Source organism: Streptomyces violascens (assembly GCF_014649955.1).
In the GTDB taxonomy this organism is placed as follows: Bacteria; Actinomycetota; Actinomycetes; order Streptomycetales; family Streptomycetaceae; genus Streptomyces; species Streptomyces violascens.
In genome coordinates this window covers 709,822-731,234 of the sequence record NZ_BMUA01000002.1, presented here as the reverse complement: position 1 = coordinate 731,234, position 21,413 = coordinate 709,822, and the positions used below count along the sequence as shown (strand labels likewise).

Below are 21,413 nucleotides of genomic sequence, written 5' to 3'. Positions count from 1 at the left end.
TCAATCTGGCGTTGACTTTTGGCACGCTGTTGAGTTCTCAAGGAACGGACGCTTCCTTTGTACTCACCCTCTCGGGCTTTCCTCCGGGCGCTTCCCTTCGGTATTTCGTGTTCCCGACTCTATCAGACTCTTTCGTGTCCGATTCCCCGTCGGAATTGGGGTTCGCTTCGAGATCTTCGCTTTCGCGTTTCCCTTTCGGCGTGTCCACTACTTTAGCGGGTTTCCCCGGCCATTCAAAATCGAGTCATTCGAGCTCGAATTTCGGCATGCCGAAATGCAGACCCGTTGGGGTTCGATCGTAGGTAGTGGATGGCCGCCTGGGGTTGCTGAGCAGCAGGGCCCGTCTCAAGCGGCTCGGGCTACGTTAGGCGCCGCTTGAGGCCGAGTCAAGTTCGGCGTTTGCGGGGCTGATGCGCCCGATACGGGCTCACCGTGGGGTCCTCGGAGATCCAGAAGCGCCACGGATGCGGGGCTCCGTCGCCGCCCACTCCGGTGCGCGGTCCACTGCGTACCTGGTCGGGCGTGGGAGGGGTACCCATCAGTACGGAGAGGGGGGCCTCCGGGCCGTCGCACACGTCGGTACCGTTCAGGGCCCGTCCCACGTCCAGTGCGGTGGCCAGGCGGGCCGGTCCTTTGGCCAGTTCTCGGTCATATCGGGCCGAGATTCGACGTTTGCGGGCCAGGTCGGCGCCCACCCGGATCTCCCCCGCCCTGAGCAGAACACCGCTCGCGCGCCCCTCGGGGCCGCACACCAGGTTGAGGCAGTGCCACATGCCGTACGTGAAGTAGACGTACGCGTGTCCGGGCGGCCCGAACATCACCTCGTTCCGGGGCGTACGGCCGCGGAAGGCGTGGGAGCCCGGGTCGTTCGGACCGTCGTACGCCTCCACCTCCGTCAGGCGGAGTTCGAGGGGACCCGACGCGGTATGGCGTACGAGCGTGCGGCCCAGGAGGTCCGGAGCGACCTCCAGGACGGGCCGGTCGAAGAAGTCCCTTGGTAGTGGCGTACGTTCGGTGCCCGCGATCATGGCGTCCGAGGGTAGTGGACGGCGGGGCGGAACCGGGCACGGCGGTTGCGCGTTCGTAGGTGTCCAGGTCGAGAAGACGTAGAGGAAGGACTGGCATGGGGTTCAAGCGGCTGCTGGCGAGCTTGGGGGCCGGTGGGGCTTCGGTGGAGACCGAGCTCGCCGAGACCAATGTGGTGCCGGGCGGGGTCGTCCAGGGTGAGGTGCGGATCCAGGGCGGGTCGGTCGACCAGCAGATCGAGGGGCTCTCGGTCGGGCTGCAGGCCCGCGTCGAGGTCGAGGGCGGCGAGCACGAGCACAAGCAGGACATCGAGTTCACCAAGGTGCGGCTCGGCGGGGCCTTCGAGGTGAAGGCGGGGGCCGTGCACGTGGTGCCGTTCGGCTTGGAGATTCCCTGGGAGACGCCGGTCACGGCCGTCGACGGGCAGCAGCTGCGGGGCATGCACATCGGCGTGACGACCGAGCTGGAGATCGCCCGGGCGCTCGACTCGGGCGACCTCGACCCGATCCAGGTGCATCCGCTGCCCGCCCAGCAGGCCATCCTCGACGCGTTCATCCAGCTGGGCTTCCGCTTCAAGAGCGCGGACATGGAGAAGGGGCACATCCGCGGGACGCGGCAGCGGCTGCCCTTCTACCAGGAGATCGAGTTCCACCCGCCGTCGCAGTACCGGGGTCTGAACCAGGTGGAGCTGTCCTTCGTCGCGGACGACCGCGCGATGGACGTGGTCCTGGAGATGGACAAGAAGCCGGGTCTGTTCAGCGAGGGCAGCGACTCCTACCGCTCGTTCGAGGTCGGCCTCCACGACTTCCGGGGGACCGACTGGGCGGCGTACCTCAATCAGTGGCTGGCCGAGGTCGGCGGGCGGCGGAACTGGTTCTGAGCGAAGACGCCCTAGGCTCGGTTCCACCAGTTGATGCCGATTCAGGAGGTGCCGACGTGAGCGAGCTCAAGAGGCCGCCGCTTCCCCACGACTTCCACCCCGAGGTGCCGTCGTTCACTGTGGTGAGCGAGGACGTCGAGCCGGGTGCCGTGCTCAAGGACGCGCAGGTCTACGCGGCCGGGAACACCTCGCCGCAGCTGCGGTGGGAAGGGTTTCCGGCCGGGACGAAGAGCTTCGCGGTGACGTGCTTCGACCCGGACGCGCCCACGGGCAGCGGTTTCTGGCACTGGTCGGTGTTCGACATCCCGGCGTCGGTGACCGAGCTGCCCGCGGGTGCCGGCAGCGGCAAGTTCGAGGGGCTGCCGGCCGGGGCCGTACAGGTGCGCAACGACTACGGGTCGAAGGACTTCGGCGGTGCGGCCCCGCCGGCCGGCGAGACCCACCGTTACGTCTTCACGGTGTACGCGGTCGACAGCGAGAAGCTCGGCCCGGATGCGGATGCCTCGCCTGCCGTGGTCGGTTTCAATCTGCGGTTCCACACGCTCGGGCGTGCGCAGCTCATCGGTGAGTACACGGGTCCCGCACAGAGCTGATCGTTCGCTTTCCGTTTGCCCTGCCCTGGTCTTGGAGAGATCAGGGCAGGGCATTTTTCTGTTGTCGGCCGGGTTCGTCGCCCGCGCCGGCACCGATATTGCGTTGTCCATCGTGGCGAGCCCGGCCAGAGTTGATCCCAGCCCGCCAGTCAGTGGGCCGGCACTACGGAGGTGGGCAGGATGCGGGACACGCTGGTACTCAACGCGAGCTTCGAGCCACTGTCGACGGTGACGCTCAACCGTGCCGTGGTGCTGGTGCTCCAGGACAAGGCCGTCGTCGAACAGTCCCACCCCCGTCTGCGGATGCGTGCGGCCACCATGGACATACCGGCGCCGCGGGTGATCCGGCTGTGCCGGTACGTACGGGTGCCCTTCCGAAGACAGGCTCCGTGGTCGAGGCGGGGCGTGCTGATCAGGGACCAGCACCGGTGCGCGTACTGCGGGCGGCGCGCGACGACCGTGGACCACGTGGTGCCGCGGGCGCAGGGCGGCCGGGACGGCTGGTTGAACACGGTGGCGTCCTGCGCCGAGGACAACCACCGCAAGGCGGACCGGACGCCGGAGGAGGCGGGGATGCCGCTGCTCCGGCAGCCGTTCGTGCCGTCGCCGGCCGATGCGATGCTGCTCGCGATGGCGGCCGGGGACCGGTCCGAGCTGCCCGAGTGGCTGGCTTCGGGCGCCGTGCCGGCCGCGTAACGGGGCCAACTTTCTTGCGGGGAGCCCGCCTTCGGGATGAAGGCGGGCTTCTTCATGTGCGTAATGTGCGTAATGTGCGTGACATTCGTTATGCGCGTACGGCCGCTATCTCATGCGCGTACGGCCGCTATTTCAGGGTCAGTTGGAGGATCGCGACGACGCCGACGGCGATGATCACTCCGCGCAGCACCGCGGGCTTGAGGCGGCGGCCGACCTTGGCGCCGATCTGGCCTCCTATGGTCGAGCCGACGGCGATGAGCAGGACTGCGGTCCAGTCGAAATCGGCGACGAAGAGGAAGAAGACGGCCGCGATGCCGTTGACCACGGCGCCGAGGATGTTCTTGACGGCGTTGATGCGCTGCAGGCTGTCGTGCAGGAGCAGGCCCATCAGGGAGAGGTAGAGCACGCCCTGGGCGGCGCCGAAGTAGCCGCCGTACATGCTGGCGAGGAAGAGGCCGGCGAGGAGGGCGGCGCCGCCCTCGGGGTGGGCCTCGGTGCCGCGGGCCTCGCGGCGGCGCTTGATGGCGGCGGCCAGACGCGGCTGGAACAGGACGAGGACGAGGGCCGCGCCGACCAGGACCGGCACGATCGCGTCGAACGACGAGGACGGCAGCGCGAGCAGCAGGATCGCGCCGGCGAGGCCACCGAGCAGGGCGATGCCGCCGAGGCGGAGCACCCTGCGGGTCTGGCCGCGCAGTTCGTGGCGGTAGCCGATGGCCCCGCTGATGGAGCCGGGGACCAGGCCGAGCGCGTTGGAGACGTTCGCGGTGATCGGTGGCAGGCCGGTGGCAAGGAGCACCGGGAAAGTGAGGAGCGTGCCGGATCCGACGATCGTGTTGATGGTGCCCGCGCCGATGCCGGCCGCGAAGACCGCGAGTGCTTCCCAGATGGACAAGGCCATCTCCTTACACGTTCAGTGAGTCGCCTCCCCGCCATGTAGGTCGAGGGGCCTCACTGATCATGCATGAAGAGTGTATGGGGCAGTCAACTGCCCCTGGCGCATGGGCCGTTCGGCCCATGGCCGTCAGTCCACCGGGGGTGCTTCGCGGCGCTCGACCCCGCCGTTGCCGTTGTTGCCGCCCGTGTTGAAGCCGGGCATGCCGCCGCCGAGGTTGCCGAAGGCGCCGGAGAGACCCTTGAGGGCGTCGCCGATCTCGCTGGGCACGATCCAGAGCTTGTTGGCATCGCCCTCGGCGATCTTCGGGAGCATCTGGAGGTACTGGTAGGAGAGCAGCTTCTGGTCGGGGTCGCCGGCATGGATGGACTCGAAGACCGTACGGATCGCCTGGGCCTCGCCCTCGGCCCGCAGGGCGGCCGCCTTGGCCTCACCTTCGGCGCGCAGGATCGCGGACTGCTTCTCGCCCTCGGCGCGCAGGATCTCCGACTGCCGTACACCTTCGGCCTGGAGGATGGCCGCGCGCTTGTCACGGTCGGCGCGCATCTGCTTCTCCATCGAGTCCTGGATGGAGGTCGGCGGCTCGATCGCCTTGAGCTCGACGCGGTTGACGCGGATGCCCCACTTGCCGGTCGCCTCGTCGAGGACGCCGCGCAGGGCAGCGTTGATCTCCTCGCGGGAGGTCAGGGTCCGCTCCAGGTCCATGCCGCCGATGATGTTGCGGAGCGTGGTGACGGTGAGCTGCTCGATCGCCTGGATGTAGCTGGCGACTTCGTAGGTGGCGGCCCGGGCGTCGGTCACCTGGTAGTAGATGACGGTGTCGATGTTGACGACCAGGTTGTCCTGGGTGATCACCGGCTGGGGCGGGAAGGGGACGACCTGCTCACGGAGGTCGATCCGGTTGCGGATCGAGTCGATGAACGGGACGACGATGTTCAGACCCGCGTTCAGCGTCCTCGTGTAGCGGCCGAAGCGCTCCACGATGGCGGCGCTGGCCTGCGGGATCACCTGGATCGTTTTGATCAGGGCGATGAAGACCAGCACCACCAGAATGATCAGGACGATGATGATCGGTTGCATCGCGTACCCCGTGCCCTTCTTGCTCTCGGATGGCCCTGGAAACGTTGGGAGTTACCGGACCCGATGATCCTGGCATGGTTCACATGACGATGGCAGTGGCTCCGTCGATCTCGACGACGTCGACCTGGTGGCCCGGTTCGTAAACCTGTTCCGTGTCGAGCGCACGGGCCGACCAGACCTCGCCCGCGAGTTTGATCCGGCCGCCGCCGGCGTCGACCCGTTCCAGGACGACGGCCTGACGGCCCTTCAACGCCTCGGTGCCGGTGGCGAGTTGGGGACGCTGGGCGCGGTGGCGGGCGGCGATGGGCCGTACGACGGAGACGAGGGCGACCGAGACGACCACGAAGACGAGGACCTGGGCGACGGGCCCGAGTCCGAAGCCCGCGCCTATGGCGGCGGCGACCGCGCCGACCGCCATCATGCCGAACTCGGGCATGGCGGTCAGAACGAGGGGAATGCCCAGAGCTGCCGCGCCTATCAGCCACCACACCCATGCCTCGATGTCCACAAGGTCATGGTAGGTCCGGGTGTCCCCTCACCGACAGTGCACCAAGGCCCTAGCCGAGGGGGAGGCCGGTCGCTGTGTAGCGGTCGCCGCGGTGCTCGACGAGGAGCGGGAGGCCGAAGCAGAGGGAGAGGTTGCGGGAGGTGAGCTCGGTCTCCATGGGGCCGGCGGCGAGGACCTTGCCCTGGCGGATCATGAGGACGTGGGTGAAGCCGGGGGCGATCTCCTCGACGTGGTGGGTGACCATCACCATCGAGGGCGCGTACGGGTCGCGGGCGAGCCGGCCCAGGCGCCGGACCAGGTCCTCGCGGCCGCCGAGGTCGAGGCCGGCGGCGGGCTCGTCGAGGAGGAGGAGCTCGGGGTCGGTCATCATGGCGCGGGCGATCAGGGTGCGCTTGCGCTCGCCCTCGGAGAGCGTGCCGAACTTGCGGTCCACGAAGTCCGTCATGCCGAGCCGGTCGAGGAAGGCGCGGGCGCGGTCCTCGTCGACGGCGTCGTACTCCTCCTGCCAGGTGGCGGTCATGCCGTACGCGGCGGTGAGCACGGTCTGCAGGACGGTCTGGCGCTTGGGGAGCTTGTCGGCCATGGCGATGCCGGCCATGCCGATGCGCGGGCGCAGCTCGAAGACGTCCACCTTGCCGAGCCGTTCACCGAGGATCTTGGCGGTGCCGGTGCTCGGGAAGAGGTAGCTGGAGGCGATGTTGAGGAGGGTGGTCTTGCCGGCGCCGTTGGGCCCGAGGATGACCCAGCGCTCGCCTTCCTTGACCGACCAGGAGACGTCGTCCACCAGAGCGCGTCCGTCGCGGACCACGGATACGTCCACCAGCTCCAGTACATCGCTCATGAGCGCGTTGTCTCCCCATGCCATCGTCTTGAGTTCGCGAGTGCTTGCCGGGGGCGCCTGTGGGCGCGGTCCCCAGGGAAAACCTACGCCACTGGCGAAGTGATCCCGCCTCTAGGGTCTGTCCGGCGGATCTGGTCGCCCGCGAGATGCCTTGTCTCTGCGGCGCCGTTGAGCGGGGGCCTGGTGCGTCCAGCTGCGAGGCGGAGAGGGTGGCGACGCGATGGGGGCCCCTGGCCCATATGGCCTTGGGGGAGGGCGTGCCAGGGCCGCGCGTCCCGGACAAGATCCGTCGGGCAGGGCCTAGGTCCGTCTCGGCGGCTTCCCTAGGGTGGAGGCATGTTCTCGGAACCACGTTCAGGTCGGCTGGCTGCTTGGGGAAATGCCCTGTTGGCCGGAAATGTCTCGCCGGACGACGCGGCGATCGCAATCGTCGGGGACGACGCGGTGCACCGCGTGGAGGGGCTGCCCGGTGAATCCGGGCCGGTGGGGCTCACTCTGGCGCTCGGCCGGCTGCGCACCCTCGGGGTGACCGGCTGGCGGGTCGCGCTCCCGGCGGCGGGGCATCCGCTGGGGCTCAGCGGTCCCCCGGAGTTCAACGCGCGCGCCCTTGAGGCCGAGGAGGCCGTGGTCGGGTTCGGGGCGCCCTACGGTCTCGTGCCCGAGCTGTACGAGGCCGGGCCCGCCGGGGATGTGCACACACAGGTGGTCTGGCACTGCCTGGCGGTGCGCGAGGCGCCGCCCGCGGACGTGCCCTCGCTCGGGGAGGCCGAGCGCGAGCTGGCGGAGGCGCTGCGGGAGGCGACGGTCGCGCTCAGCCGGCTCGACGTGGCGGGCTCGGGTCCGGCCGCGGCCGCCGCGATCGACGCGTACCGGGCACGGGCCGAGGGCCCCGACGAGGAGGTGCTCGCGCCGGGCTATCCGCCGCGCGCGGTACGGGTGCTGGAGTTGGCCCGGCGGGTCGGGCTCCTGGTGTCCCTTGCGTACGAGAGCGGGCACGGGGGCGCGGTGAGCGCCTCGGAGATCGCGGCGCGGGGCGAGCTGCTGCGCCCGGTCGAGCGGGTGGCCCGGCGGGCCAGGGTCGCGGCGTACAACGCGTATGTGGAGGAGCGGGAGCGGGGCTGAGGTCTCGCGGGCCTGCGCCTCGGGGGCCGGAGCCTTGCGCGCCCGGGGCCCGGGGCCGAAACGGGCCGGGCAAGGGACCGGCCCCCGGGTGGAACCCGGGGGCCGGAGGTCACTGCGCAGGCGCGGGGCCGGTCAGCTGTTGGAGGCCTCGTTCCCGAAGGCCGGGTTGAGCAGGCCGACCACGTTGAGCGTGTTGCCCGCGACGTTCACCGGGACGTGCACCGGCACCTGGGTCAGGTTGCCGGAGACGATGCCCGGGGAGTGCTCGGCCTTGCCGTTGGCCACCCCGTCGGCGGAGGCGGCGCCGGTCGCAGCGGCGAGGGCGCCGCCGGCGAGCACGGTGACGGCGAGAGCCTTGTTGAGCTTCATGTTCTGGATCCTCCTGGTCTTCGCCGCGGCCAACCGCCGCGGCATGCCTGGAGAACGGCCGCCGCCACCAGGGGGATGCGCTATGTGGGTGACATCCACACGACGGTATGAATCTTGCACCGGATGATGACGATCCGGTTTACGTATGTCGGACAGTCCGATCAGCCCGTCACGCCGTGCCGTACGGCCCACAGCGCGGCCTGCGTGCGGTCGGCCAGGTCCAGCTTCATCAGGATGTTGGAGACGTGGGTCTTGACGGTCTTCTCGGACAGCACGAGGTGGCGGGCGATCTCGCGGTTGGAGCGGCCGTCGGCGATCAGGGCCAGGACCTCCTTCTCCCGCTCGGTGAGGGTCGAGCCGCGGCCGGTGCCGCCGTGCCCCTCTTCCTGGCTGAGCAGGGCGCCCGCGACCTCGGGCTGGAGCAGCACATGGCCGGCGTGCACCGAGCGGATCGCTCCGGCCAGCGCGTCCGGGTCGACGTCCTTGTATACGTAGCCGGACGCGCCGGCGCGCAGGGCGGGGACCACGGTGCGCTGCTCGGTGAAGCTGGTGACGATGAGGACCTTGGCCCCGTTGGCGAGCTCGCGGAGCTTGCGCAGGGCCTCGATGCCGTCCATGCCCGGCATCTTCACGTCCATCAGGACGACGTCCGGCTTCAGCTCCTCGGCGCGGGCCACGCCCTCGGCGCCGTCGGAGGCCTCCCCCACCACCTCTATGTCGTCCTGTACTTCCAGGAACGTACGCAGCCCTCGGCGGACCACCTGGTGGTCGTCCACGAGCAGGACCCTGATCACCTTGTCAGCCACCGGGGACCTCCATCTCGATCGTGGCGCCCTCGCCGGGTGCCGATTGCACGGTGAGCCTGCCGCCGACGCCGCTCGCCCGGTGCCGCATCGACACCAGGCCGAGGTGGCGGCCCGCGCGGCGGACCCGGCTCGGCTCGAAGCCCCGGCCGTTGTCGGTGATCCGCAGGACCGCGCCCTGGCCGCGCCGCTCCAGGACGACGTCGACCCGGCCGGCGCCGGAGTGGCGCAGCGCGTTGTGCAGGGCCTCCTGGGCGACCCGGAGCAGGGCCTCCTCCTGGGCCGGCGGCAGCGCGCGCACCCCTTGGTTGTCGAAGGTGACGCGGGCCGCGTGGGCCCGGTCGAGGACCTGGATCTGGGTGCGCAGGGTGTGCACCAGACCGTCCTCCTCCAGGGCCGCCGGCCTCAACTCGACCACGGCGGCGCGCAGTTCGTCGGCGGCTTCCGCCGCCAGGGCCGCGACCTGCTGGAGCTCGCCCTTGGCGCGCACCGGGTCGCGGTCCACCAGGGTGGCGGCCGCCTGGGCGGTGAGGCGGAGCGAGAAGAGCTTCTGGCTGACCGCGTCGTGCAGCTCGTGGGCGAGCCGGGAGCGCTCCTCGGCGATGGTCAGCTCGCGGCTGCGCTCGTACAGGCGGGCATTGGTGAGGGCGATCGCGGCGTGCTGGGCGAGCAGGCGGAGCAGCTCCTCGTCGTGCTCGGTGAAGCCGCAGCGGTCGCCCCTGCGGGAGAGGGAGACCTTGGGGCAGCGCTTGTTGGCGAGGAAGAGGGCGCCGAGCGTCTCCTCGCCGTCGCGGATCGGCATGCCCAGGAAGTCGGACATGTCGGGGTGGGCGGAGGGCCAGCCCTCGAAGCGCGGGTCCTTGCGGACGTCGGCGAGGCGCTCGGCCTTCTCCTCGTGGAGCATCGCGGCCAGGATGCCGTGCTGGCGCGGCAGCGGCCCGATCGCCCGCCACTGCTCGTCGCTCACCCCGTCGACCACGAACTGGGCGAAGCCTCCGTGGTCGTCGGGCACGCCGAGCGCCGCGTACTCCGCGTCGAGCAGCTCGCGCGCCGACGCGGTGATCGTCTTGAGGACGTCACCGACCTCCAGGTGCCTGCTCATGGCGAGCAGGGCGGTGCTCACGGCGGCGAGGCCCGCGCTCGGTGACGGGGTCTCCCCTGGTCCGGGGGCGTGCGCAGGACGGGAGCGGCTCATGTGGTCACCGTACCGGCGGGGTGTGACAGCGCGCCTCGGCCTGTGGCCCCCCGCTGATTAGGTCGCCGGGCCTAGGTCGAAGTGCCTTGCCGGGGTGGGGCCCGCGTCCGAGGCGGCCGGGGAGCACCGGGAGCCACTCTGAACGCATCGACGCACGGATCGACGTGACAGAGGGGTTGGTCATCATGCCGGTTGCGATCATCACGGGGGCCTCGAAGGGGCTCGGACGGGCGCTCGCCGGGGCGCTGGCGGAGCGGGGCTGGGACCTGGTCCTCGATGCCAGGACCCCTCCCGTACTCGAGGAGGCGGCGCGCGGGCTCGATACGTACGGGACGAAGGTCGTGGCGCTGCCCGGGGACGTCACCGACGCGGGGCACCGCGCGGAGCTGGTGGCCGCGGCCCGGGACCTGGGCGGGCTCGACCTGCTGGTGAACAACGCCTCCGCGCTGGGCGCCGAGCCGCTCGTACGGCTCGATGAGCTGGACCTGGCCGGCCTGCGGGCGGCCCTGGAGACCAATGTGGTCGCGGCGCTCGGCCTCGTACAGGAGGCGCTGCCACTGCTGCGGGAGTCTTCCGTGGGCGCGGTGGTCGCGGTCAGTTCGGACGCGGCGGTCGAGGCGTACGGGACATGGGGCGGGTACGGGGCCTCGAAGGCGGCCCTGGACCAGCTGGCGGCGGTGCTCGCCGCGGAGGAGCCGGGGCTTCGGGTGTGGGCGGTGGACCCGGGCGACATGCGCACCGACCTGTACGCGGCGGCGGTGCCGGGCGACGAGTCGGGTCGGCCGGAGCCCTCGACGGTGGTGCCGGGATTCCTGCGGCTGCTCGACGAGCGGCCGGCGAGCGGGCGCTACAGCGCCCCCTCTCTTACGGAGGGCCTTGTGGAGGTGACCCGATGACCGTGCCGATGGTGGTGCGGGTGCCCGACGACCTGCTCGCCTCGGTGCCCGCGGAGGTGCGCGGGACGGGGCGCGACGACGTACGGCTGATGGTGTCGCGCGGCACGCGGGTCTCCCACCACGCCTTCCGCGATCTGGCCGGGCAGCTGCGGGCCGGTGACGTGCTTGTCGTCAATACCTCGCAGACGATGCCCGCGGCGGTCGACGGGACGGTGGAGGGCCGGCCGGTGGTGGTGCACTTCTCGACCCGGGGGCCGGACGGGCGCTGGGCGGTGGAGCTGCGTACGCCCGCGGCGTCGGGGAGTACCGAGCGGCGGACCGGGGACCGGGCGGGGGCCGTGGTGGCGCTGCCCGGCGGGGAGCGGCTCGTGCTCGATACGGCGCTGAGCCCGGACCGGCTGTGGTGGGCGCGGGTCTCCGCGGCCGATGTGCCGGGTCTGCTGCACCGGCACGGGCGGCCCATCCGGTACGGGTACACCGAGCGGGACCAGCCGCTCGCCGCCTACCAGACGGTGTTCGCGCTGCCGGCGCCCGGCGGGCTCGGCTCGGCGGAGATGCCGAGTGCGGCGCGGCCCTTCACGGTCGAGCTGGTCGCGGAGCTCGTGCGGCGCGGCGTGCAGTTCGCGCCGGTCACGCTGCATACGGGGGTGGCGTCGGCGGAGGCGCACGAGCCGCCGCACCCGGAGCGTTTCGAGGTGCCGGGGGCTACGGCCCGCCTGGTGAACGCCGCCAAGGCGGGGGGCGGCCGGGTCGTGGCTGTAGGGACTACGGGGGTGCGCGCCCTGGAGTCGGCGGCCGGGGCCGACGGGGTGGTGCGCGCGGCCGCGGGCTGGACGGATCTCGTGGTGACCCCGGAGCGCGGGGTGCGGGTGGTGGACGGCCTGCTGACCGGGCTGCACGAGCCGGAGGCCTCCCACCTTCTGATGCTGGAGGCGATCGCGGGGCGCGAGGCGCTGGCCGTCGCCTACGACCAGGCACTGAGCAGGCTCTACCTGTGGCACGAGTTCGGCGACGTCCACCTCATCCTTCCGGACGAGAACCCTCACCGTGCGCATTGCGACAGCAACGCCTGGTGAGACTGTTACGCGTCCGATGTGAGCCCGCGCATAGGACGCACATCACTTACGAAGCCGTTTAGTGGACAAATAAAGCCGGTGTGAGCGGGACGAGAGTGGGTACGAACCGTCTTTCGCCCGGGCGTGATCCACTACCCGGCTTCGTATGTAGCACCTTTGCCACCAGATTTTGCGGCCGCTAACAATGGCTCCCGTCGCACAGCGCTGCGGCTCCATCGCCGCGGCGCTTCGATGCGCCGTCCACGCCATTCGGAAGAGGTCCACAGCCATGCCCGAGTCCAGCAACCCTGGTCACAGTCGTCTGACCCAGACGCACAAGATCTCGATTGCCGGTGTCGCCGCCCTCGGCGCCGCCGCTCTCGCCCTCTCGGTCCTCCCCGGGACGGGTCAGTCGGGCAACGCCGTAGCTGCCGAGCCCGCCGCCTTCTCGGCGACCGTTGCCAGCACGAAGACCGTTTCGGAGTCCGTCTCCAAGCAGCACGTCACCGCCGCCCAGCAGGCCGAGACCGCCGCCAAGGCGAAGGCCGACGCGGACGCCAAGGCGAAGGCCGCGGCCGAGGCGAAGAAGCGGGACGAGGCGGCCGCCGCCAGCCGCTCCGCCGCCCGCAAGCCGGTGTACGCGAACAACCTCGACGGCTGGATCCGCCAGTCCCTCGACATCATGAAGAGCAGGGGCATTCCGGGCACCTACGACGGTCTGCACCGCAACATCATGCGCGAGTCGACCGGCAACCCGAACGCCATCAACAACTGGGACATCAACGCCATCAACGGCATCCCGTCCAAGGGCCTGCTCCAGGTCATCCCGCCGACCTTCAACGCGTACCACGTGCCCGGCACGTCGTGGAACATCTACGACCCGGTCGCCAACATCACGGCCGCCGCCAACTACGCGGCCGACAAGTACGGCTCGATGGACAACGTCAACAGCGCCTACTGATCCGCATCGGACCGCTGGTCCTCTCCGGACGGCCGATCTCTCCGGACGCAGCAGAAGGGCGGCACCCCCTCGGGGGTGCCGCCCTTCTCGCGTTGTCAGGCGCAGGCTACTTGCGCATGACCTCGGGCTCGTGGCGGCGCAGCAGACGCGCGACGAAGAAGCCGAGGACGACGCCGATGAACAGCAGCACCGAGATGTTGATGAACCACTGCGACGCCTCGTGCTTCCACAGCGGGTCGAGGTTGGTCGGGTCGTTCTGGTCCATCGGCCCCATCAGGTGGGACAGGTCGAGCGTCGTGCCGACGCCCGCGATGGCCCAGCGCGACGGCATCAGCCAGGCGAACTGCTCCAGGCCGACCGAGTCGTACACCTTGAACAGGATGCCGGTGAAGACGACCTGCACGATGGCGAACATGACCAGGAGCGGCATCGTCTTCTCGGAGGTCTTCACCAGCGAGGAGATGATCAGGCCGAACATCATCGAGGTGAAGCCGAGCGCGATCACGACCAGGCACATCTCGACCGCGGGCGGCATCACGAGGCCCTCGGTGGGCAGCTTGCGGGTCGAGAAGCCGATCACGCAGAGGATCACGCCCTGGAAGGCCGTGATGACGCCGAGTACAAGGATCTTGGACATCAGGTACGCCGAGCGGGACAGGCCGGTGGCCCGTTCCCGTTCGTAGATGACCCGTTCCTTGATCAGTTCTCGTACGGAGTTGGCCGCGCCGGAGAAGCACATGCCGACCGCGAGGATCAGCATGATCGTGCCGGCGTCGCCGTTGAACCGGGACGGCGGCGTGGGCGGCGCGAGGCCGAACTTCGCCGGGATGACCACGCTGACCGAGCCGATCACCGCGGGCAGGGCCACCGACAGGGCGAGGAAGCCCTTGTCGGAGGCGATGACCGAGACGTAGCGGCGCATCAGGGTCCACAGCTGGGAGACCCAGCCCTGCGGCTTCGGCGGCTTCATCGCCTGGGCCGGCGGCATCTGTACGGACTGCGGGGCCACGGCGTCGATGTCCGCGGCGTACATCTGGTAGTGCTGCGAGCCCTTCCAGCGGCCGGCCCAGTCGTAGTCGCGGTAGCTCTCGAAGGCGGAGAAGACATCGGCCCACGTGCTGTAGCCGAAGAAGTTCAGCGCCTCCTCGGGCGGACCGAAGTACGCCACCGAGCCGCCCGGCGCCATCACGAGCAGCTTGTCGCAGATGGCGAGCTCGGCCACCGAGTGGGTCACCACGAGGACCGTGCGGCCGTCGTCGGCGAGGCCGCGGAGCAGCTGCATGACATCGCGGTCCATGCCCGGGTCGAGGCCCGAGGTGGGCTCGTCGAGGAAGATCAGCGACGGCTTGGTCAGGAGCTCCAGGGCCACCGAGACGCGCTTGCGCTGGCCACCGGAGAGGGAGGTGACCTTCTTCTCCTTGTGGATGTCCAGCTTGAGCTCGCGCAGCACCTCGTCGATGCGCTGCTGGCGCTCGTTCTCGGTGGTGTCGGCGGGGAAGCGCAGCTTGGCCGCGTACTTCAGCGCCTTCTTGACGGTCAGCTCCTTGTGCAGGATGTCGTCCTGCGGGACCAGACCGATGCGCTGGCGCAGCTCGGCGAACTGCTTGTACAGGTTCCGGTTGTCGTAGAGGACGTCACCCTTGTTGGCGGGCCGGTAGCCGGTGAGCGCCTTGAGCAGGGTGGACTTTCCGGAGCCCGAGGGGCCGATGACCGCGATGAGGGACTTCTCGGGGACGCCGAAGGAGACGTCCTTGAGGATGTCCTTGCCGCCGTCGACCGTGACGGTCAGGTGGCGGGCCGAGAAGGAGACGTCACCGGTGTCGACGAACTCTTCGAGCCGGTCGCCGACGATGCGGAAGGTCGAGTGGCCGACGCCGACGATGTCCTGCGGGCCGAGCAGGACGCTGCCGCCCTTGGCGATCGGCTGACCGTTGACGTAGGTGCCGTTGTGGGACCCGAGGTCGCGGATCTCCATCCGGCCGTCGGGCGTCGCGTGGAACTCGGCGTGGTGGCGCGAGACCTGGAGGTCGGAGACCACCAGCTCGTTCTCCAGCGCACGGCCGATCCGCATGACCCGGCCGAGCGCGACCTGGTGGAACGTGGTCGGGCTGCGGTCGCCGTAGACCGGCGGAGCACCCGCGGCGCCGCCACCCTGCTGTTGCGGGAACTGCGGCTGCTGAGGCTGAGGCTGCTGCCACTGCTGCTGCGGCGGGACCTGAGCCTGCTGGGGCTGCTGCTGCCACTGTTGCTGCGGCGGAGCCTGCTGGGGCTGCGGGTGGGCGGGCGCGGCCTGCGCCTGCTGGGCCGGGGCGGGCTGCGCGTAGGCGGCCGCGGCGGCACCGCTCAGATTCAGCCGCGGGCCGTCGGTGGCGTTGCCGAGGTGGACGGAAGAGCCGGGGCCGATTTCCATCTGGTGGATCCGCTGGCCCTGCACATAAGTGCCGTTGGTCGATCCGTGATCCTCGATGACCCAACTGCGGCCGCCCCAGCTGATCGTGGCGTGGCGCCACGAGACTCTGGCGTCGTCGACCACGAGGTCACCCTGCGGATCACGCCCGAGGGTGTACGACCTGGACGGATCGAGCGTCCAGGTGCTGCCATTCAATTCCAGTACGAGTTCCGGCACTCCAGCCCCACTTATCGTCCCCCGAAAGACCTCCGCACCGGAGGCCTGTGACTCCCGACACAGGGAGTCTAGGGATGGTGAACATCGTGGGGAACTATTTCAGGCCCGGGCTCGTATCCGAAACCCGGGCCTTGTGAATTACGTGCACAGACCCGGCACAGTCCGGTCGCGGTCGTGCAACAGGCGCCCGCGGCCCGCCCGTTGACGTGGACCAAACGCCCCCCGAGAGTAGTAAGCACCCATGAGTGCGTACGGATCATGATGTCCGCCCATAAATGAACATGGCAGCGGATGAAAATGGTCCCTCCGTGTGAATAGGGGCAAGTCGGCTCGTATCGGGGGGTCCTGATGAGCGTGGGCGACAACGACGTCCGAGGTGCGATCCGGTGGGGCGATGTCGTGCTCGCCTCGATCGCGTCGGTGAGCTGGGCACTGGTCGCCATGGCGGGCACGGCCGCGCTCGGACTGCATCTGCTCGGGGCCGACGCGGCGGGGGCGCTCGGCCCGATGACCGCGGCCGTGGTGGTGCTCGGGGCCGGCGGCTCGGTCACCCCGTCCGGCGACGTCTCGGCGTTCGGCCTCACCGGCGCGGAGGCGAAAACGGCCGTCGATTTCACGCCACTGGGCGTCGGGCTCGCGGGCGCCCTGCTGCTCGCCTTCTTCTTCCTCCGCTCGCTACGGGCCGCCGGAGCCTGGATCTCCGGCGCCGAACTCACGGCCCGCGCGGCCGCGGTGGCCGTCCTGTTCGTCGCCGTCGTCGGCGGGCTCGCCTGGGCCGGCCACGACCTCATCACGCTCGACGGCTCCCAGCTGGGCCTCGGCCGGGTGAAGGTGCCCGGCGTGCCGGGCATCCCCGGCCTCGGGGACGTCGGCGGCCTGCTGCCCGGCCGGCTCGCCGATCTCGCGGACGCCAGGGCGCAGGTCGGCTTCAGCGTCGAGACGACCCGCTCGCTGGCGGGCGCCGCGTGCTGGGTGCTCGCGGTCCTGGTGATCGCCCTGCTCGCCTCGCGCCGCACCCCGCTGCCGCGCGGCTGGTCGGCGCTGCACCGGGTGGTGCGGCCCGCGGTCTCCGCGCTGGTGACGGTGATCCTGGTGGCGGTCGTGGCGGGGCTCGCGGCGGCGGCGTACGCGGCGATCGGCGACGCCCACCCGAAGCGGATCGCGGGCGCGGCCCTGCTCGGCGCGCCCAACGGGGTGTGGCTGGCCATCCCGCTCGGCCTCTTCGTGCCCTGGCACGGCCGGGCCACGGGCACCCTCGCCACCGTCCTGCCCGACCCGCTCGACCGGCTCGTCGGGGCGAGGAGCGACGAGCCGGTGACACTGGGGCGGATCGCCCAACTCGACCACCGGGTCTGGTTGTTGGCGGTGGCTACGGGGGTGCTCATGCTGTACGCGGGGGTGCTCGCCGCGGCCCGTACGCCGGTGGGCGGGCGCTCGCCCGGTGCCTTCGTGGGGCGGTGTGCGCTGTCGCTGGCCGCGGCCGCCGCGGTGGCGCTGCCCCTGATGGTGTGGCTCACCGGGGTGTCCGCGAACGCGTCGCTCTCGGTTCTGGGCTTCGACGCGTTCGGGGCGGGCATCGAGCTGCACGGCAACGCGGGGCTCGCCCTCGCGCTCGGCGCCGGGTGGGGGGCCGTGGCGGGCGCGGTGGGCGCGCTGCTCGCCCGGACGGCGGGGGCGGCGGGGCGGCGGGCCGCGGTCCTGGCCCGCGTCTCGGCACCCGGCGCGCCCGGGCCCCGCGAGGAGACGGTGCCGGGCCCGTACAACCCGGCGGCGCCGTCCTACCGCCCGCCGAACCCCGACACCAACCCGTATCTGAAGCTGCCGCCGGGCCTGCACGGCTCCCCCACGATGCCGGGCCCCCCGGGCCGCCCCCGGGCGGCGCCCCGCCCGTACCGGCCCCCGGAGGAGGGTCCGCCGCCTCCGCCCGGGGTGCCGCGGGGCCGCCGCTGAACAGCACGCCGTCCCGGTGACGGGGCCGTACGAGGGGGCACTGTCCGCAGGGCGGGACGGCGTGCCGGGCGTGAGCCGTGGCCGGATACGGTGGGGATCACCATGACGCCATCGCCCCTGCCCCCCGCCGGCCAGAACTCCGACGCCGGTCAGAGCTCTGACGTACCCACCCTCCTCGTCAAGATCTTCGGCAAGGACCGCCCCGGCATCACCGCCGGGCTCTTCGACACCCTCGCCGCCTACTCCGTCGATGTCGTGGACATCGAACAGGTCGTCTCCCGTGGCCGCCTCGTCCTGTGCGTGCTCGTCACCGCGCCGACGGTCGCCTCCTCGGGGGAACTGCGTGCCACCGTGCACAGCTGGGCCGAATCGCTCAAGCTCGAAGCCGAGATCATCTCCGGCATCGGCGACAACAGGCCGCGCGGCAGCGGCCGTTCGCACGTCACGGTGCTCGGCCACCCGCTGACCGCCGAGTCCACGGCGGCCATAGCGGCCAGCATCACCGCCACCGGCGGCAACATCGACCGTATCTTCCGGCTCGCCAAGTACCCGGTCACGGCAGTGGAGTTCGCTGTGTCCGGAGTGGAGACCGCGCCGCTGCGCACCGCGCTCGCGACCGAGGCCGCCGCCCTCGGCGTGGACGTGGCCGTCGTCTCGGCGGGGCTGCACCGGCGGGCCCAGCGGCTCGTCGTGATGGACGTGGACTCCACGCTGATCCAGGACGAGGTGATCGAGCTCTTCGCCGCGCACGCCGGGTGCGAGGACGAGGTCGCCGAGGTCACCGCCGCCGCGATGCGCGGCGAGCTGGACTTCGAGCAGTCGCTGCACGCCCGGGTGGCGCTCCTTCGCGGCCTGGACGCGTCGGTGGTGGACAAGGTGCGGGCCGAGGTCCGGCTCACGCCCGGTGCCCGCACTCTGATCCGTACGCTCAAGGCGCTCGGCTATCAAGTGGGCGTCGTCTCGGGCGGGTTCACCCAGGTCACCGACGACCTCAAGGACCGTCTCGGCCTCGACTTCGCCTCCGCCAACACCCTGGAGATCGAGGACGGCAAGTTCACCGGCCGGGTCACGGGCGACATCGTCGACCGGGCCGGGAAGGCGCGGCTGCTGCGGGAGTTCGCCGCCGAGGCCGGGGTGCCGCTGGCCCAGACGGTGGCGATCGGCGACGGCGCCAACGACCTCGACATGCTGAACGCGGCGGGCCTCGGTGTCGCCTTCAACGCCAAGCCGGTGGTCCGCGAGGCCGCGCACACCGCGGTGAACGTGCCCTTCCTCGACACCGTGCTCTATCTGCTCGGCATCACGCGGGAAGAGGTCGAGGCGGCGGACGGCCTCGTCGACTGAACCGCCCGTACGCGGTGAAGGCCCCGGCGCGCGTTGCGTACCGGGGCCTTCACCGCATACGAAAGCGTTCGTTACGAGGTCAGGCGTGCGGGGCCCAGAAGGAGACGAGCCTGCCCACTCCGTGCTCCACGGACTTCCAGGAGCCGTTGAAGGTGAGCACGGCGACGGCGCAGGTGGGGAAGCCGCTGCGGTTCATCCGGGCCAGTACGTCGCCCTCGGCGTCACCGGCGAGCGCGTCGGCGAGCGCGTGCATCCCGGGGTTGTGCCCGACGAGCAGGAGGTCGGCGACGTCGTCGGGGGTCTCGTTGACCAGCGCGATCAGTTCGCCGAGGGAGGCCTCGTACATCCTCTCCTCGTACACCGTCTTGGGGCGCTGCGGCAGTTCCTGGACGGCGAGCTTCCAGGTCTCGCGGGTCCTGGCCGCGCTGGAGCAGAGGGCGAGGTCCGGGGCGACGCCGGCCCCGGCCAGCCAGCGGCCGGCGACGGGGGCGTCCGCCCTGCCCCGTTCGGCGAGCGGCCGGTCGTGGTCGGACACCTGGGGCCAGTCGGCTTTCGCGTGCCTCAGAAGGACGATCCTGCGGGGTGTATCGACGCTCATGTTCCCCAGCTTCGCATGAATCGCGCCATCGGGCGCAGGGTGTTCGCGGGCTCCGCCAGAGGGGTGACGAGTGGGGTGGGCGATGCTTTCGCGACCTAGTGCGAGAGGCTCTCGTGGATGCGGTCGACGAGGTGGGTGAGGGTGCCGTCGCCGGAGACGGCGTGGGCGTCGCCCGATCCGATGACGAGCGCGAGCAGCACGAAGAACGCGATCGCGGGCAGCACGACGCCCCACCACGGCAGCTTGAAGTCGACGCCACCCGCGGCCGGTTGGGGGGACCTGGGGTGGGTGTGGGCCGACATGACCGCCTCCGTGTGGGTTCCGGGTTCGAGTGCCGCGGGCGAACGGGGCGTTCGTCGCGGTACTTCAAAACCTACGGATCCGGCGGACGTCATCCCATCCGGTGACCCACCCACTTGACCCTGACCCTGCCCCCCTAGGGGATGGTGGGGCTAGCACCACCATCCCCCCGTCCGGGGCAAGCGGCCGGGTGTCGGCCGACCCCGGTCGGGAGTCCGTCGGGCCTCGGTCGGGCCTCGGTCAGGGGGAGGCGATCGTCGCGATGACGGCGACGACGACCGTGACGGCGAGCATCGCGCCGAGCACGAGCAGGAGCTTCTTGTGGCTGTTCTGCGGATTGGGTTCGAGCACTGGCATGCGGCCAGTGTCGCATCCGGGTTTCGCCCGCTATCGCCGGGCCCCGGCCTCGTCCTCGATCGTACGGTCGCGGCCCGCCAGGATGCCGACGACGATCTGCGGCACCATGAGGGCCGCCATCATCGCGATGGGCAGGTCCCAGCCGCCGCTGCGGTCGTGCAGGACGCCGACCAGGAGCGGCCCGGGGATGGAGAGCAGGTAGCCGACGCACTGGGCGAAGGCGGAGAGCCGTACGACGCCCGCGCCGGTCCGCGACCGCTTGCCGATCATCGTGAGGGCCAGCGGGAAGGCGCAGTTGGAGATGCCGAGCAGCAGCGCCCAGGCCCAGGCTCCGGCGGCCGGCGCGAGGTAGAGCCCGGCGTAGCCGGCCAGGCCGCAGCTGCCGAGCGCGACGACGATGGGGCCCTGGCTGCGCAGCCGGTTGACCAGCCACGGGATGACGAAGCCGAGCGGCACACCCATGACCATGGTGATGGAGAGCAGCAGCCCCGCGGTGCCGGCCGAGACGCCCGCGTCGCGGAAGATCGTCGGCATCCAGCCCATGGTGATGTACGCGCCGGTGGCCTGGAGCCCGAAGAAGCAGGCCAGCGCCCAGGCGGTGCCGCTGCGGGTGATGCGCAGCGCGGGAGCCGCCTCCTCCTTGGCGCTGAGGGCCGGGCCCGCGCTCCCGGAGCGGTCGCGGGTCAGCGGGATCCAGGCGGCCACCGCGACGACGGCGAGCAGCGCCCAGATGCCGAGACCCTGGCGCCAACTGCCGCCCAGCGCATCGGTGAGGGGCACGGTGGTGACCGCGGCGAGCGAGGTGCCCGCGGCGAGCGCCATCGAGTAGAGCCCGGTCATCGAGCCGACCCGGTCGGGGAAGTACCGCTTGACGATCACCGGCATCAGGACGTTGCTGACGGCTATGCCCATCAGGGCGAGCGCGCTGGCCGCGAGGAAGGTGACGGTGCCGCCCGCGAACGGGCGCAGGAGCAGGCCCGCGGTGATGGCGATCATGCCCGCGAAGACGACGGCGCCGGGGCCGAAGCGGCGGGCGAGGCGCGGCGCCATGATGCCGAACACGGCGAAGCAGAACGCCGGGACCGAGGTGAGGACGCCCGCGATGCCGCCGCTCATGTGCAGCCCGCCGGTGACTTCCTTCATCAGCGAGCCGAGGCTGGTGATGGCGGGGCGCAGATTGAGGGCGGCGAGCACCAGCGCGAGCGGCACGAGCCAGCGCGCCCACGACGGCACCCGGCCCGCCTCGGCGGGGGCTTCGAGGGGCTCGGTGCGGGCGGCGGGCGCGGGGCTCAGCGTGGCGGTCTCTTCGTCGGGCATG

At 70.9% G+C, this 21,413-nt stretch carries 22 protein-coding genes; 9 read left to right on the top strand and 13 right to left on the bottom strand.

Features of this window, described 5'->3' with window-relative positions; translation table 11 throughout:
• Positions 1 to 386 precede the first annotated feature (386 nt).
• Positions 387 to 1,028: a DNA-3-methyladenine glycosylase gene (locus IE206_RS08435; RefSeq protein ID WP_189961372.1), complete on the bottom strand. Its 642-nt coding sequence runs from the start codon at positions 1,026 to 1,028 to the stop codon at positions 387 to 389.
• Positions 1,029 to 1,123: 95 nt separating this feature from the next.
• Here IE206_RS08435 and IE206_RS08430 point away from each other — a divergent pair, with 95 nt between their 5' ends.
• The 3 genes from IE206_RS08430 to IE206_RS08420 all read left to right on the top strand — a co-directional run bounded on the left by IE206_RS08430 (position 1,124) and on the right by IE206_RS08420 (position 3,195).
• The gene (locus IE206_RS08430) at positions 1,124 to 1,906 is read left to right on the top strand and encodes a sporulation protein (protein WP_189961371.1); all 783 of its coding nucleotides are present in this window, start codon (positions 1,124 to 1,126) and stop codon (positions 1,904 to 1,906) included.
• Positions 1,907 to 1,962: 56 nt separating this feature from the next.
• Positions 1,963 to 2,499, top strand: a complete 537-nt coding sequence (locus tag IE206_RS08425; protein ID WP_189961370.1) for a YbhB/YbcL family Raf kinase inhibitor-like protein — start codon at positions 1,963 to 1,965, stop codon at positions 2,497 to 2,499.
• Positions 2,500 to 2,679: 180 nt separating this feature from the next.
• A complete protein-coding gene (locus IE206_RS08420) occupies positions 2,680 to 3,195 on the top strand; it encodes an HNH endonuclease (protein WP_189961369.1) in 516 nt (171 codons plus the stop codon).
• 127 nt (positions 3,196 to 3,322) lie between these two features.
• Here the strand turns inward: IE206_RS08420 and IE206_RS08415 are convergent, their stop codons facing one another.
• From IE206_RS08415 to IE206_RS08400, 4 genes are all read right to left on the bottom strand, one after another.
• Entirely contained in the window at positions 3,323 to 4,096 is a 774-nt protein-coding gene (locus tag IE206_RS08415; RefSeq protein ID WP_189961368.1) for a sulfite exporter TauE/SafE family protein, read from the bottom strand.
• 123 nt (positions 4,097 to 4,219) lie between these two features.
• A complete protein-coding gene (locus tag IE206_RS08410; protein WP_189961367.1) occupies positions 4,220 to 5,170 on the bottom strand; it encodes an SPFH domain-containing protein in 951 nt (316 codons plus the stop codon).
• 79 nt (positions 5,171 to 5,249) lie between these two features.
• Complete coding sequence (locus tag IE206_RS08405) at positions 5,250 to 5,678, bottom strand: NfeD family protein (protein ID WP_226598756.1); 429 nt, start codon at positions 5,676 to 5,678, stop codon at positions 5,250 to 5,252.
• A 49-nt stretch (positions 5,679 to 5,727) separates the two neighbouring features.
• Entirely contained in the window at positions 5,728 to 6,519 is a 792-nt protein-coding gene (locus IE206_RS08400; protein WP_189961366.1) for an ABC transporter ATP-binding protein, read from the bottom strand.
• Positions 6,520 to 6,855: 336 nt separating this feature from the next.
• Here IE206_RS08400 and IE206_RS08395 point away from each other — a divergent pair, with 336 nt between their 5' ends.
• Positions 6,856 to 7,641, top strand: coding sequence for an Rv1486c family protein (locus IE206_RS08395; protein WP_189961365.1), 786 nt, complete (start codon positions 6,856 to 6,858; stop codon positions 7,639 to 7,641).
• Between the two features lie 132 nt (positions 7,642 to 7,773).
• Here the strand turns inward: IE206_RS08395 and IE206_RS08390 are convergent, their stop codons facing one another.
• The 3 genes from IE206_RS08390 to IE206_RS08380 form a co-directional block, all read right to left on the bottom strand.
• Positions 7,774 to 8,010: a chaplin gene (locus tag IE206_RS08390; RefSeq protein WP_189961364.1), complete on the bottom strand. Its 237-nt coding sequence runs from the start codon at positions 8,008 to 8,010 to the stop codon at positions 7,774 to 7,776.
• A gap of 161 nt (positions 8,011 to 8,171) precedes the next feature.
• Complete coding sequence (locus tag IE206_RS08385) at positions 8,172 to 8,816, bottom strand: response regulator (protein ID WP_189961363.1); 645 nt, start codon at positions 8,814 to 8,816, stop codon at positions 8,172 to 8,174.
• Positions 8,809 to 10,008, bottom strand: a complete 1,200-nt coding sequence (locus IE206_RS08380; RefSeq protein ID WP_189961362.1) for a GAF domain-containing sensor histidine kinase — start codon at positions 10,006 to 10,008, stop codon at positions 8,809 to 8,811. The genes IE206_RS08385 and IE206_RS08380 overlap by 8 nt, the downstream gene beginning before the upstream one ends.
• 185 nt (positions 10,009 to 10,193) lie before the next feature.
• Between IE206_RS08380 and IE206_RS08375 the strand changes: the two genes are divergently transcribed.
• The 3 genes from IE206_RS08375 (at position 10,194) to IE206_RS08365 (ending at position 12,920) form a co-directional block, all read left to right on the top strand.
• Positions 10,194 to 10,904 (top strand): SDR family NAD(P)-dependent oxidoreductase, encoded by a 711-nt coding sequence (locus IE206_RS08375; RefSeq protein WP_189961361.1) that lies wholly within the window; start codon positions 10,194 to 10,196, stop codon positions 10,902 to 10,904.
• Positions 10,901 to 11,980 (top strand): S-adenosylmethionine:tRNA ribosyltransferase-isomerase, encoded by a 1,080-nt coding sequence (locus tag IE206_RS08370; RefSeq protein ID WP_189961360.1) that lies wholly within the window; start codon positions 10,901 to 10,903, stop codon positions 11,978 to 11,980. The genes IE206_RS08375 and IE206_RS08370 overlap by 4 nt, the downstream gene beginning before the upstream one ends.
• Positions 11,981 to 12,248: 268 nt before the next feature.
• Positions 12,249 to 12,920, top strand: coding sequence for a transglycosylase SLT domain-containing protein (locus tag IE206_RS08365; protein ID WP_189961359.1), 672 nt, complete (start codon positions 12,249 to 12,251; stop codon positions 12,918 to 12,920).
• A 106-nt stretch (positions 12,921 to 13,026) separates the two neighbouring features.
• On the opposite strand, the gene IE206_RS08360 is transcribed toward IE206_RS08365, so the two are convergent.
• A complete protein-coding gene (locus IE206_RS08360) occupies positions 13,027 to 15,546 on the bottom strand; it encodes an ABC transporter ATP-binding protein/permease (protein WP_189961358.1) in 2,520 nt (839 codons plus the stop codon).
• Positions 15,547 to 15,894: 348 nt separating this feature from the next.
• On the opposite strand from IE206_RS08360, the gene IE206_RS08355 reads away from it, so the two are divergent.
• Together IE206_RS08355 and serB are read left to right on the top strand one after the other, a co-directional pair.
• On the top strand, positions 15,895 to 17,496 hold the full coding sequence (locus tag IE206_RS08355) for a streptophobe family protein (protein ID WP_189961357.1): 1,602 nt from the start codon (positions 15,895 to 15,897) through the stop codon (positions 17,494 to 17,496).
• A gap of 102 nt (positions 17,497 to 17,598) precedes the next feature.
• Positions 17,599 to 18,840 carry a phosphoserine phosphatase SerB gene (gene serB, locus IE206_RS08350; protein ID WP_189961356.1) on the top strand — a complete coding sequence of 414 codons (1,242 nt, stop codon included), beginning with the start codon at positions 17,599 to 17,601 and terminating at the stop codon, positions 18,838 to 18,840.
• A gap of 79 nt (positions 18,841 to 18,919) precedes the next feature.
• On the opposite strand, the gene IE206_RS08345 is transcribed toward serB, so the two are convergent.
• The 4 genes from IE206_RS08345 to IE206_RS08335 form a co-directional block, all read right to left on the bottom strand.
• Positions 18,920 to 19,438, bottom strand: a complete 519-nt coding sequence (locus IE206_RS08345; RefSeq protein ID WP_189961355.1) for a SixA phosphatase family protein — start codon at positions 19,436 to 19,438, stop codon at positions 18,920 to 18,922.
• Positions 19,439 to 19,533: 95 nt separating this feature from the next.
• Positions 19,534 to 19,740, bottom strand: a complete 207-nt coding sequence (locus IE206_RS08340; protein ID WP_189961354.1) for a hypothetical protein — start codon at positions 19,738 to 19,740, stop codon at positions 19,534 to 19,536.
• A gap of 238 nt (positions 19,741 to 19,978) precedes the next feature.
• Complete coding sequence (locus tag IE206_RS43120; RefSeq protein ID WP_264197919.1) at positions 19,979 to 20,095, bottom strand: SGM_5486 family transporter-associated protein; 117 nt, start codon at positions 20,093 to 20,095, stop codon at positions 19,979 to 19,981.
• Positions 20,096 to 20,125: 30 nt separating this feature from the next.
• Entirely contained in the window at positions 20,126 to 21,412 is a 1,287-nt protein-coding gene (locus IE206_RS08335; protein WP_189961353.1) for a CynX/NimT family MFS transporter, read from the bottom strand.
• Between the last annotated feature and the right edge of the window lies 1 nt (position 21,413).